Origin of the sequence: Microcoleus sp. ARI1-B5 (genome assembly GCF_036705795.1) — a bacterium.
GTDB lineage: Bacteria > Cyanobacteriota > Cyanobacteriia > Cyanobacteriales > Microcoleaceae > Microcoleus.
This window is the reverse complement of the sequence record NZ_JAUBVK010000002.1, coordinates 74,539-86,692: the sequence shown is the minus strand read 5'-3', so window position 1 is coordinate 86,692 and position 12,154 is coordinate 74,539. Positions and strand designations below refer to the sequence as shown.

Genomic DNA, 12,154 nt, shown 5'->3' with positions numbered 1-12,154 from the left:
TCTTTTATGAGGCAAATTCAAGCAGCTAAAAGTGAGGCAGACATCCGTCGTGTTGCTCTTCCTCAAGCGACTAAGGAAGAAGTAAAAAAAGCAACTTGCTCTTGCGTCAACCACCTATGCGGTTGTGATGAGTAAAAGTTAGTATTCTTCTGGCAAGTTATGGACAATAACTTGCCAGGAGAAGTTTTCTTTCATATGCTATGATTTTCCGAGATCCCTTCTAATTTTTTGCCACAAGAGCGATCGCACTTCTAATTTTTTCCCACAAGAGCGATCGCCATTCTAATTTTTTCCAACAAGAGCGACATCTCCAACACGATCGAGAGCGATTGCCTAAAATGAAAGATCGATCGCCCTTTCTTATTTCTAATGAGCTATAGTTGAAAATGAAAGAGCGATCGCCCTTTCTTTTTTCTGATGAGCGATCGCCTAAAATCAAAGCGCGATCGCCCTTCACACCAAATACCAAACAGTGCGATGATTGTACGAGTTGCGATGCTTGAGTTAAAAAAGAGCGATCGCCATTAAAACGCGAGTTTAAAGGCTAAAATAAATGTATGCGATCTTAAACAAGCAATATGCCTCTGGGCGAGCTTTTACCCACCGTCGCTCAATTATCTCATCCAGATAAACTGCGACTCATTCACTTTCTCCTACTTGCAGTTGCTAAGGAAGAAGGATGCAGCCTCGAACCTATTGAAGATACTAATTCAGAAAATGTACTTCTAAATCAACTAGCATCAACGAGTGCAGTTGTATGGTCTCCACAGGCCGATCGAGAATCAGTTCAAGCATTATCAGAACTTCTACTTGCCGCCCAAAAATTAGCTCATGCTTAATAGTCAGCGATTTCCATTTATAGAGCGAATTGATAGCCTGGGGCGATCGAGTATCATGCCATATTTGCCAATCACTCTCTCCAACGGCAGCAACTCTCTAACTGAATCGAGCGTTTAAATACCTGCCGAAAGAATTGGAATACATTGAGGATTCAACTTATTGTCCGATCGCAGCCACTACCCCACCGATAACTCTGTAAACTTCCGCATATAGGGCGATCGATATCCCAGAACAATATCCGACTTAGCTACTCCCGATTCAATTAACTCGTTAGCTATTCCCACCTCAGTTCCATCCCGTTGAATCCAAATTTTACCAGACCTAATTTCGATGTGAATCACACATCCATAAACTCGTCCTTCTCCACGCCAACCCACATGAAACATCAAGTAGCGATCGCGATCGCGATCAAAAGCAATTTGAGTTTCCACTTCGGGATCTTCACAATTGCAGCTAGAGTGTTTTTCAATAATAGACTGGATTAGTTTTCTATATTTTTCTATCTCCATGATACGATTTCCTCTTTTATAGGATTAAATACAAGCAAGTTTAATTGCATCCGCGTCACTGACATTTGAGCTAAACGTCGAGTAAAAAACTCCTCATAAATATCTACCGGAATGGCTAGGTAAAGAACTCTATCTGGTTGTTGCTCTTCTAGAACTACTTTATAGTTCCAAGCTTGACCCATAGCTTCGTGAAACTCATTAACCAATGAAAGACCTAAAAAACATTTAATTTCTACTGCTATTTTTTGTCCATACCTATCTGCTCCTAATAGGTTATTTTCGGCACCTAAATCGACATATAACTTATCCTCATCTACTTTGAGATACAGAGGGTCGTGAGTAATTACCCACCCTTCTTTTTCCAACGCTGAACGTACAACAGCATGAAAGATATCTTTTGCAGGCATAGATTTTCCATAATTATACTTTTTAGTATAGGCGATCTAGTCTAATTCTACCAGTATCCTGAGAATCAATAGTAGAGAAAAGGATTGCCGATCGCCCTTCACACCAAATACCAAACAGTGCGAGCGTTGTACGAGTTGCAATACTAATGCAAAAACTTGCGAACTTGATATTCCCGACTTTCGGCGATCGGCATTTGCAAATCGCCCATTTTAGCATCCAACTCATCGATTGTGCTTTGCGGCACCGACTTCCACTGTTCCCGAGTTTCCCAGCGAATCAACATCACCACCTCATTTTCCACCGCATCCACCCAAACTTCCTTCCCCAAATAACCGGGACAACTTTTGAGTCCGGCCGTCCAAACTTCTTCATCTCGCAAAATAAACTGTTCCCATTTTTCGGGAGGTACTTTAAATCTCAGCCACTCAATTACCATATTATTTTAGATTGTAGATTTTAGATTGTAGATTTTGTAGGGTGCCTCAGGCCAAAAATGATTGGTATGTCGTCTCCGATTCATTCCTGACGCACCTACAAAACTTAGTGAAAAAACCTTAGTCCTTAGTCGCCCCATTCTGACAGTAAAAGCACCCTAAAATAACTCCATATTTGGATCAAATCAATTAATCGTTACCGATCGCAATTTTAACTATCAACTCAGTTCCCTCTCCCGGACGAGAAATACACTGCAACTCACCGCCGTGCTTTTCTACTATCAAATGCTGGGAGATGGCCAATCCCAAACCAGTGCTCGTGGCCTGACATTTAGTGGTAAATAAAGGGTCAAAGATGCAGCGGAGAACTTCTTCAGTCATTCCAGGGCCGTTGTCGCTAATGGCGATCGCCACGGAGCTCTCCCCTATCACCGATGTCCGAATCCGAATTTCGGGATTGAATATTTCAGATCCCGAGCCGCCCGAAGACAACAAAGACTGACTTTGCATTGTACCATACTTTTCCGGATTTCTGCCCCCTTCTTCCAAAGCGTCGATCGCATTTGTCAACAAGTGCATGAACACTTGATTTAACTGTCCCGGATAGCAGCGGACTCGCGGCAAATCCCCGTATTCCTTTACTAGAGAAATCCCCGGGCGTCCCCCTTTAGCTTGCAGGCGATTTTGCAAGATCAGCACAGTGCTGTCCAAACCTTCGTGAATATCTGCGGGCTTCATTTGGGCTTCGTCGGTACGCGAGAACAAGCGGAGCGATCGCACCACATCCCGAATCCTTTGGGAACCGACTTTCATGGAATTTATCAGTTTTGGTAAATCTTTCTTGATAAATTCTAAGTCTAATTCTTCCATCAATTCTTCTATTTCCGGCACGGGATCGGGATAATACTTTTGGTAAAGATCGAGCGAGCGCATCATTTCTTGAATGTAGCCATTCGCGTGGCTGATATTACCAGAAATAAAACTAACTGGGTTGTTAATTTCGTGCGCTATTCCTGCTACCAACTGCCCCAGAGAAGACATCTTTTCTGTTTGAATCAGTTGAGTTTGAGTTTCCCGCAAAACTAACAGCGTCTGCTCTAATTTCGCCGCTTGCTGCCGCAGGCGTTCTTCCGATTCTTGCAGAGCCAACAGAGACTGTTTGCTTTCTGTAATGTCCCATCCCACAAATACCGCAGCCGTATTTTTTTGATATTTTTGAGCCACAATTAAATAAGTTTTGTTTTCTCCTCTGATGTTCGATATTACTTCTTGAGATGTCTTCTTTTGGTCGCTGGCAAAAAAATCGTAGACTAAATCGTTAAATTTGGGACTTGTATCTAAAAAACCTACTTTCTGACCCGTAAATAGTTCCGCAGGCATTTGGTAAGCGGTAGCTAAATGTCGGTTTACTCCCAAATAGCGCAAATCGGAACTTACCCAAGAAACTAATCCTGGCACGGCGTCCAAGACGGCTTGAAGCTGCTCTTTCGCCTCTAAAAGTGCTGATTCTGCTGCGAGGCGATCCCAAATGTCGCGCGCGATCGCGCAGCAGTATTCGCAGCCGTCATATTCTAAATAATTGACTTGAACTTCGACGGGAAAACAGGCGCCGTCTTTGGTTTTGTAACTGGTTTCAAAAGTGAGGTTGCTTTGCTGCTTGAGTTGATCCCAGTGTGCTTCCCAATCCGATGCTGGTAACTGCGAATCTATGTCGCTCATTCTCAGGTTTAGCAGTTCCGATTCCGAGTAGCCTCCCCGAGCGCAAGCGGCTTTGTTCGCGTAGCAAATTTGACCGTCTGAGGTAGTAAAAAAAACTGTATCAGCAGCATTGTCGAGGGCAATTTGAGTTAGTTGTAGTTTTGTTTCTAACTGCTTGCTTTTGGCCTCGGGCGTCCATGTATTGTAGCAATTTGTTTCAGCTATCTTTTCGGCAAACAGGATCAAACCGCCGATCGCACCCGAGCTATTTTTCCACGGCCAAAATACCCATTTTACCGGCCGGCCGACCTCACTTTCGATTTGTTCTGCTACAGATGCGGTCGCTCGCCCTGCCACAAACTCGCTGTATTCCAAAACTCCATCCAAACAAGCGCGGGCGTTTTGCTGCCAATATTCGGGGAGATTCGGGAACACTTCCCAATGACAGCGGCCGATCGCCTCACCGCCACCGAGCCCGCAATCTGTTTTCCAGCGACGAGAAACCGACAGATAGCACATTTCACAATCTACCATTGCCACGGCGTCAGCGGAGCGCTCCACCAACCGCCGAAATCCCTCTTTACTCTCTGACACGGCTGCCTCTGGGGGTTGGTGGGCGATCGGGATTGTCCCGTCGGCATACCTTCCCAGTCGAATGTTTTGATTAACTGGCTTAGTTTGCACGGTTTGGGATTTCCTCCATAGCTGTCAAGTTTGAAAAATTCTATTTCCGACCCAAAATGCTCTTCCCCTGATTCGCGGTTTCGGGTGAGACCCTTAGAGGGTCTCACCCCTCATTAATATCATTTTTGAGAGGGATGTGTCTAGAGGTACTGAATAAATTGTTCCCCAAACTTTGACCTTCAGAAGATTTCCTCATAATTATTCAATATTTGAGGCCGTGCCGTAAGTGCGATCGCCCAAATTGCTTGAGACTTTACGTGTCTGCTCAAACAAATTTGTGCGTAAATTCACTGGTAAAATCCACTCTCCCTTTCCGCAACATTGCAGGATCTAATCTTTCAATCGTGTTGCAAGTTAGTAAAACTACAAGTTTTTGCTGAAATTGAATGCCGTGTTCGTCCATGACGCTTTGATACAAAGTTCCATCCAGCAAACTCAAAATATGTTCAGTTTTGTTACTGCGTTGCGCCGCTGCGGTCGATCGATCTTGAGCCAAATTATCAGCCTCGTTAATAATGATGCAAATCCGCTCCAAATAACTCGGCGGCACAAAATTTTCCACAGCATCGTGATCCAAGATAAAAATCACATAACCCAGCGGCACTAAAATCTCCTTTGCTACCGCTTGAGTCCAAGCAGTTTTGCCCGTCCCCGGTTCACCGCTGACCAAAACAGCCAACTGATTTTGATCCAGAATAGCCTGCTGAACAGTATCCGTAAAACTTTGAACTTCCGCAGAAAACGTCCGAATAGGGAACTGACTGTGAACCTGTCCGACGCGGCTTTTGTACCCGCTGAGAATCACCGCTAAATTGTAAGTTGCCTTGCTAACCAGCGGCGCAATATCTTGGCAAATCAGAGTGTAGCAGCGTCTTCCCCTGTCGTAGCTGTCAATTTGCAGCCAACAGCCGCATCGGGCCCAATAAGCATAAACAGTACCCAAAACTTCCAAGCGTTCCCAGCTAACAAATCGTTCCGGCGGATAAGAAAAATGCCGTTCCATAAAAAACTGGGTAATCGCATCCGGTTTTCCCAGCAACTCCAGAACTTTGAAAACAGTAATCTCTTGGAGTTTGTTGAGAACGTAGTCGATGGGAATGCTAGCGCGGCTGACCAATTGAACAACAGGCGTTTCGGTAACTAAAACATCTTTGTAACGGTAATCCGGGTAAACGGGCTGCGGAGTAATGTAATCCCAAAACTCGTCTATTTCGTAGCGAGTATTTTCCGAGAATACATTTAAGATGTTTGCCCACCAGGTATATTGATGTCGTCCCATTGCATCGGCAATATCGCTGGCTGCATCTAAAGTCTTTTGAGCGAGTTCTCTGGGGTCGCTCGACGCTAAGTGCAGCAGGTGTTCCCAATCAAATTGACGGTAGAGAGGGCGCCAGCCAGAGCCGAGCAATCCTCGATTTTGAGGATTGTTTTGATTGAGATTGTTTTCGCGATCGCCCATATTTTCCGCACTCATTTTGTGAAACTCCTACTTACTCTTATTTTAAAATATTTTCCGCACATTTGCTATAACCAAACAGGATTTTCTCAACCGACTTTTAGATAATTGGGGGGCACCATATCTACTAACCAAACTCTGTTATCCGAGCAGTAAAATGTATGTCCCTCCTGTTGCATTGCTGCGGCATCTACAGCCAAGACTGCCGAGATGCCGTGTCTGGCACCTACTTTACGCGCTGTCTGAATGTCCGCCGACAAATGAACGTGATGCCGCGACATTTTCCTAATACCTTGACTGAGAATAGACTCGACGGCAGTGCTACCTGTTCCGTGATATAAAATATCTGGGGGAACAGCGGGTTCTAACTGCAAGTCAACCTCTACACTGTGTCCTTGGTTGGCACGAATGAGAGTGCCCGTTTCGTGGAAGGAAAAGCGCTGTTTGTCGTTTTTCGCGACTACTTCCTTGAGTTCAGAAAGCTGAACGGGGAAGTTATTTTTTTTGCAGGCATCGAGGAGTTCGCTAACAGGAACCCAGCCCCCCGGCGCGAGTTGAATGCCGATGCGCGAGGGCGCGTGGCGCAGGTGTTTGCTGAGATATCTGCTGATTTTGATTAATCGGGTATCATTCATGATTTTACTTGATTTGTTGCGTTATTTTGTGTAATAATCGGGTTTATTTAATCTGTTTGGACTGCGAAAGGGTGAGTGAAGCCAAAGCTTGTCTGCTTAAATCTAAAATCCTTTGTATCTTTCGTTTATAGCCGAATCTAGATCCCCCTAAATCCCCCTTAAGAAGGGGAGTAGGGGTTGAGTTTGATTGCGCTTCCGCTTCCCCCCTTGGGAAGGCTCGATCCCCCTAAATCCCCCGCGCAGGGGAGTAGGGGTTGACTTTGATTGCGCTTCCGGTTCCCCCCTGCGCGGGGGGTTAGGGGGGATCGGGCCTCAGCTAGAAGTAGCAAGCTAACTAATTGTAGGGTGCGGAGCAGGGATTTTTTTTTCAGTAAGCAGTCAAAACATTCATCGCTGAAGTACCTACAAAATTTTTTGATAATTCTCAAAAACTCTGCCTTCTACCTTCGGACAACTCCGCCAAAAATAGCAAAATTGAGATAGCGCCAGTGACAGGCTGCGTCTGCAAAACCAGCTTCGGCAAGCCACTTTGTCTGCTCTTCCACAGAGGAAGGAATATCTTCTTTTAGATAGTTTTGAAACCAGGCTGCATCGTCTTCTCCGTTAGCTTTCATGTACTGCCGCCACAAGTTTTCGTATTGCTCGGTCAACTTTGGGGTAGCACCTGTCACAATATCTCGGATTAGCAAGATTCCCCCGGCATTCATTGACTGAAAAAGTTTGTGAAATAGCTTTTGTTTCCCTGCGCCGTCTAGGTGGTGGATTGCCAACCCAGCAACTACCAAATCGTAACCGCGGCCGAAATCATCTTCGGCAAAGTTCCCCTGCTGCAATGTCAGCCTTTCTCCGAAAGCGGACAAGTTAGTTTGACAAACTTTCAGCATATTTTGAGCCATGTCAAAAGCTGTGACATTTGCTTGAGGATATGTTTGCAAAATCATCGCCGACAGTATGCCAGTTCCCGCGCCTAAATCCAGAACTTTTATTTTAACCTTGGTTTCAAAAGGGATTAACTGCAATATTAAATCGTGTTGCTCGCGATAGTGCGGAATCAGGCGGGGAATTAAACCGTCATAATCAAAGGCTCTTTGTTCAAATTGTTCGCGTACAGCGTCTAAATTCACTGAAAATTTTCCTCAACCTGTTAATACTTGAGTGCGTTAATGCAGTTGGGCTGCTTTCTCGTTTGAGGCTATATTACATATATAATACAAAATATTTACAGCGCTGTCAAGATGTAGATTAAAATAATTTAACAGAAGTTGCCGACGATCGCAAAACACGGACTTTGTTCGCCCTTTAAGAGCCAATTATTTGGAAACTGTCAAGCCCTGCACATATATATGGTATGTGGAGATGAGGTAGAATGCCCCAGACCCGAAAGCCTGCGGCAAAGTAGATTTTGTGCCAGATGCGGGAGGGTAATTGTGAGAAAAAAGTTGACGGTTTGTACCCAGCCGCCCGTCGGGCAGATATGAGAAAATATGTCCTCAGGTTGACAAATTTAGTCTCAACTCCCAATAAAATTTGAGGGTACTCCAGTTGAAAAAAATAATGCAAGTGCAGGTAAGCTCCCAACTTGGATAGTCATTAGTCATTCCTAATCTAAAATCTAAAATCTAAAATCTAAAATCTAAAATGGTATGACTCCCGAGCGGATGTGCGGACGGCAAAGTTTTCAGGAAAATGAAAATATACAAAATATTGCACCCGCCAGCGCCAACCAAAAAACTGTGATAATGAATCAGGATGCGAGTAGATTAGGTGTCAGCCGTCAGGGGAAAATAGAAGCAATGGAAATCCAACAGCGGAGCAAGGATAAGGCCGATCGCCAGCAACCGGACACGCACGATCGCCGGGCCAAAATTTCTCCGACAAAAAAACTAGATTCGTCGCTGCAAGAATGTTTAGATTTTAAAGGAGCGATCGACCGCTCAGCACTGGCGGTGAGAACCGACGCCCGAGGAATTATCAACTACGTCAGCGATCGAGTTTGCAGCATCTCTAACTATTCGCGTACCGAACTGATCGGCTGCCATTTCGGCATCCTCCACTCGGAATATAAGTCTTGGGAATTCATCAAAAATTTGCGGTCAACTGTTACTAAAAATGAAGTTTGGCAAGGAGAAATTAAGAACAAAGCCAAGAATGGCAGCCATTATTGGGTGTACGCAGCAGTAGTTCCGGTGTTGGACTTCGAGGGAAAACCCTGTCAGTATTTGGCGATCGGATTCGACATCACCGATCGCAAAGCCGTTGAAACAGCCCAAGCAGCAGCCAACCAGGCAAAAGACGAATTTTTGGCGATCGCGTCCCACGAACTGCGATCGCCCCTGAGCGCGATTTTGGGATGGGTGCAGCTAGCTCGATCGCGCAAGTTAAACGAAGCCACCACCAGCCGCGCTTTGGAAATCATCGAGCGCAACGCCAGATTGCAAAACCGGCAAATAGACAATCTCCTCGATTTGAGTCGGCTGCTGCGGGGGAAAGTCCACCTCAACGTCGGCCGGGTTCACCTCCCCTCTGTCATAGAATCGGCGATCGAGACCCTCGGCCCCGCCGCCGAGGCCAAAAACATCCGCGTAGAAACACATTTCTACCCCGGCGCCAGCTACATTTTGGCAGATGCCAAACGCTTGCAGCAAATAGTCTGGAACCTCCTCGCCAACGCCATCAAATTCACCCCAGAATCGACACCAGGCCCCGTTCAAGTGCGGATCGAGCCTACAGAGTCGGGCACCTTGATTCGGGTCAGCGACTGCGGTTGCGGGATAGAACCCAAATTTGTGCCCCACATCTTTGACTACTTCCGCCCCGCAGATAGCTTCCAGTCCAAGGAACAAAATCGGCTCGGGTTGGGGCTGTCAATTGTGCGGCATTTGGTGGAACTGCACGGGGGAACTGTTTGGGCCCAGAGTCCCGGGCTGGGACAGGGAACGACGTTTGGAGTGCTGCTACCGATCGCTCACAGCAAAAATGTACACGACGATCGCACTCGGGAGATCGCCCATTTCCCCGAAAATCACGCCGGATCGGTTTCCAAACCGCTAGCCGGAAAGCAAGTGCTGGTGGTGGAAAGCAGCGCCGAGATCCGGGAATTTCTGAAAACAGCCCTCGAAGCATTTGGAGCCAAGGTAACAGCGGTGAGTAGCGCCGGCGAAGCGATGGCCGAGTTGGAACAGTCGCGGCCCGACGTGTTGGTGAGCGATATGGCGGTGCCGGAAACAGACGGCTGCGATTTGATCCGCCGCATCCGAGCCATGGAAATGTCCGAGCACAGGGCACTGCTGCCGGCGGTAGCGCTCACGGGAGGCGTCCGGGAGGATGATTCGGCATCGGCGCTCTCTGCGGGGTTTCAGAGGCATTTGTCGAAGCCGGTGGAGGCGAATCAGTTGGTGAGCGCGATCGCCCAATTGGCCGGACTGACTGAATGCGGCTCTCAAAACTTGTGCGCGGGAAATGTCGGGGCGATCGCACCCGAAGCCCCGCTGCCAGACTCTAACAGTTTTAATCACAAAAATAATGGGGAACAATTGACGAGTGACAGCCGAGAATTACCGCTGTTGCTGGTAGTAGAAGACAACCATTTTCTGCTGTCTTACCTCCAAAATTTATTGAGTCCGTACTATCGAGTCGCCGTGGCGATGGACGGGGTGGAAGGTTTAGAAAAAGCCAAGAGTTTGCAGCCCAATTTGATTTTGAGCGACCAAATCATGCCCCGACAAAACGGACTGGATTTGCTCAAGGAGATTCGGAACACGCCTGAGTTGAGTTCGACTCCGGTAATCTTTTTGACAGCGCGATCGGGTATGGAAGCTCGGATCGAAAGTTTGGATGCCGGTGCTGACGATTATATTTCCAAGCCTTTTGACGAGAGGGAACTGTTGGCGAGGGTAAGAAATTTGCTCAGAACCCACGCAGCCGAACAGCAGTTGACGGCGCTAAACCGCCAGTTGCAGCAGCAGAAACGGCAGTTAGAAACGGTGAATCGAGCCTTGCAGTATTTGGCAACTTACGACAGTTTGACTGAGGTAAGAAACCGCCGCTTTTTTAATGACTATATGGATACGGAATGGCGGCGTTTGGCGAGGGAAGAAGCACCGCTGTCTTTGATTATGTGCGATATCGATTATTTCAAACTTTATAACGACACTTACGGCCACCAAGCGGGGGATGAGTGTTTGCGGCAAGTGGCGCAGGTTCTGCAGCGTTCGGTAAAGCGATCGGCTGATTTAGTTGCGCGTTACGGTGGAGAAGAATTTGCCATAGTTTTGCCGAATACGGATATTGAAGGTGCGGCTTGCGTTGCTGAAATTATCGCCCAACAGGTGCGGGGTTTGCAGATTGTTCACGCTAAGTCTGCTGTCAGCGAATATGTCACGCTGAGTTTGGGTGTGGCTTGCTGCATTCCGGCGCCGATGTCGCAGCCGGCGACGTTAATTGCGATCGCGGATGAGTCGCTTTATCGGGCGAAAGAGGCTGGGCGCGATCGGGTTTCGGTTGCCGCATTTCTAGGATAATATAATAGTTAAAGGAGGTCGCGCCATGACACTAATATTAGATAAGCCCAAAGACCAACGGTTAACTCACTCCGGGATTGATTGGCAACAATTCAAACTAATCGAACAGGGATTCTCCGACTCCCCCGGTATCAGACTGTTTTATTTCAAAGGCGAGGTAGAAATTTTGGCAGTTTCGCAAGAACACGAATCATTCAGCAGGACGATTGCAGGTTTACTGATGGACTACTTTGTTGAAAAAGACATCGAGTTTAACCCCTTGGGTAGCTTTACTCAAGAGAAGGGACAGGAAGTCTCGGTGCAAGCTGATGAATCTTTTTTAATTGGAAAATCAACAGGTAAAACCCCCGATCTTGCCATCGAAGTAGTATTTACCAGTGGGGGAGAAAGCAAATTGAATCGCTACCAAGCCTTGGGAGTGCCCGAAGTTTGGTTTTGGGAGGATGGATTATTTGCTCTGTATCATTTGCGATCGCACGGCTATGAAAAAATTGCCCAAAGCGAAGTTCTGCCAGACTTAGATATTAACCTGCTGTCTCGGTGCTTGCTGATGGCTTCTAAAATTGAAGCGGTTAAGGAGTTTCGGCGCGGGATTTCTGGGGTTTAGAGTCCAAGCGGGTTGGGCGATCGCTTGCAGCCCGAGTTCCAGATTGCAATGCTGGCGATCGCGATCGCACCACCAATAAGCGCGAGCCCTTGCTTGCATAACCCCCAAAACGCTAGAGATATGTTATTTAAGGTAGATGCCGACATCAGATTTTGGCAACTTTTCCAGGAGGTTATTGCCCTATGTCCTCTCAAAAGCCACACCCTGCTGCCACTTACATCCGCTTTGCCGACTGGCGCTTGCACTTTGGCAGCCTTTCAAAAGAAGCGAAGCATACAGTTAATGTGGTGATAAAAACAGCACTAAGAAAGTATGACCATTATGGAGCGGAACAGATACTGTCAAATTTGACAGAGCTGAATC

The 12,154-nt window shown here is 46.8% G+C and carries 13 protein-coding genes and 1 pseudogene; 5 read left to right on the top strand and 9 right to left on the bottom strand.

The window, feature by feature from the left end:
• Positions 1–6 precede the first annotated feature (6 nt).
• Positions 7–135 (top strand): hypothetical protein, encoded by a 129-nt coding sequence (locus tag QUB63_RS03190; protein ID WP_332943356.1) that lies wholly within the window; start codon positions 7–9, stop codon positions 133–135.
• 85 nt (positions 136–220) lie between these two features.
• On the opposite strand, the gene QUB63_RS03185 is transcribed toward QUB63_RS03190, so the two are convergent.
• Complete coding sequence (locus tag QUB63_RS03185; RefSeq protein WP_332943355.1) at positions 221–469, bottom strand: hypothetical protein; 249 nt, start codon at positions 467–469, stop codon at positions 221–223.
• A gap of 109 nt (positions 470–578) precedes the next feature.
• Between QUB63_RS03185 and QUB63_RS03180 the strand changes: the two genes are divergently transcribed.
• Positions 579–839 carry a hypothetical protein gene (locus QUB63_RS03180; protein ID WP_332943354.1) on the top strand — a complete coding sequence of 87 codons (261 nt, stop codon included), beginning with the start codon at positions 579–581 and terminating at the stop codon, positions 837–839.
• Between the two features lie 177 nt (positions 840–1,016).
• Here the strand turns inward: QUB63_RS03180 and QUB63_RS03175 are convergent, their stop codons facing one another.
• The 7 genes from QUB63_RS03175 to QUB63_RS03145 all read right to left on the bottom strand — a co-directional run bounded on the left by QUB63_RS03175 (position 1,017) and on the right by QUB63_RS03145 (position 7,788).
• Positions 1,017–1,349 (bottom strand): XisI protein, encoded by a 333-nt coding sequence (locus QUB63_RS03175; protein WP_332943353.1) that lies wholly within the window; start codon positions 1,347–1,349, stop codon positions 1,017–1,019.
• Complete coding sequence (locus QUB63_RS03170) at positions 1,340–1,756, bottom strand: XisH family protein (protein WP_332943352.1); 417 nt, start codon at positions 1,754–1,756, stop codon at positions 1,340–1,342. The genes QUB63_RS03175 and QUB63_RS03170 overlap by 10 nt, the downstream gene beginning before the upstream one ends.
• Positions 1,757–1,899: 143 nt before the next feature.
• Positions 1,900–2,193 carry a TIGR03792 family protein gene (locus QUB63_RS03165; protein WP_332943351.1) on the bottom strand — a complete coding sequence of 98 codons (294 nt, stop codon included), beginning with the start codon at positions 2,191–2,193 and terminating at the stop codon, positions 1,900–1,902.
• 187 nt (positions 2,194–2,380) lie between these two features.
• Positions 2,381–4,573: a PAS domain S-box protein gene (locus QUB63_RS03160; RefSeq protein WP_332943350.1), complete on the bottom strand. Its 2,193-nt coding sequence runs from the start codon at positions 4,571–4,573 to the stop codon at positions 2,381–2,383.
• A gap of 265 nt (positions 4,574–4,838) precedes the next feature.
• Positions 4,839–6,047, bottom strand: coding sequence for an AAA family ATPase (locus tag QUB63_RS03155; RefSeq protein ID WP_332943349.1), 1,209 nt, complete (start codon positions 6,045–6,047; stop codon positions 4,839–4,841).
• Positions 6,048–6,118: 71 nt separating this feature from the next.
• On the bottom strand, positions 6,119–6,664 hold the full coding sequence (locus tag QUB63_RS03150; RefSeq protein WP_332943348.1) for an RNA 2'-phosphotransferase: 546 nt from the start codon (positions 6,662–6,664) through the stop codon (positions 6,119–6,121).
• Between the two features lie 440 nt (positions 6,665–7,104).
• Positions 7,105–7,788: a class I SAM-dependent methyltransferase gene (locus QUB63_RS03145; protein WP_332943347.1), complete on the bottom strand. Its 684-nt coding sequence runs from the start codon at positions 7,786–7,788 to the stop codon at positions 7,105–7,107.
• Positions 7,789–8,307: 519 nt separating this feature from the next.
• On the opposite strand from QUB63_RS03145, the gene QUB63_RS03140 reads away from it, so the two are divergent.
• Together QUB63_RS03140 and QUB63_RS03135 are read left to right on the top strand one after the other, a co-directional pair.
• Complete coding sequence (locus QUB63_RS03140; RefSeq protein ID WP_332943346.1) at positions 8,308–11,184, top strand: diguanylate cyclase; 2,877 nt, start codon at positions 8,308–8,310, stop codon at positions 11,182–11,184.
• A 25-nt stretch (positions 11,185–11,209) separates the two neighbouring features.
• A complete protein-coding gene (locus tag QUB63_RS03135; RefSeq protein ID WP_332943345.1) occupies positions 11,210–11,791 on the top strand; it encodes a Uma2 family endonuclease in 582 nt (193 codons plus the stop codon).
• On the opposite strand, the gene QUB63_RS03130 is transcribed toward QUB63_RS03135, so the two are convergent.
• Entirely contained in the window at positions 11,788–11,937 is a 150-nt protein-coding gene (locus tag QUB63_RS03130) for a hypothetical protein (RefSeq protein WP_332943344.1), read from the bottom strand. The two genes, QUB63_RS03135 and QUB63_RS03130, sit on opposite strands and share 4 nt — an antisense overlap.
• Before the next feature lie 36 nt (positions 11,938–11,973).
• Here QUB63_RS03130 and QUB63_RS03125 point away from each other — a divergent pair.
• Positions 11,974–12,154 (top strand): annotated as a pseudogene (locus tag QUB63_RS03125) (leucine-rich repeat domain-containing protein); the annotation flags it as partial.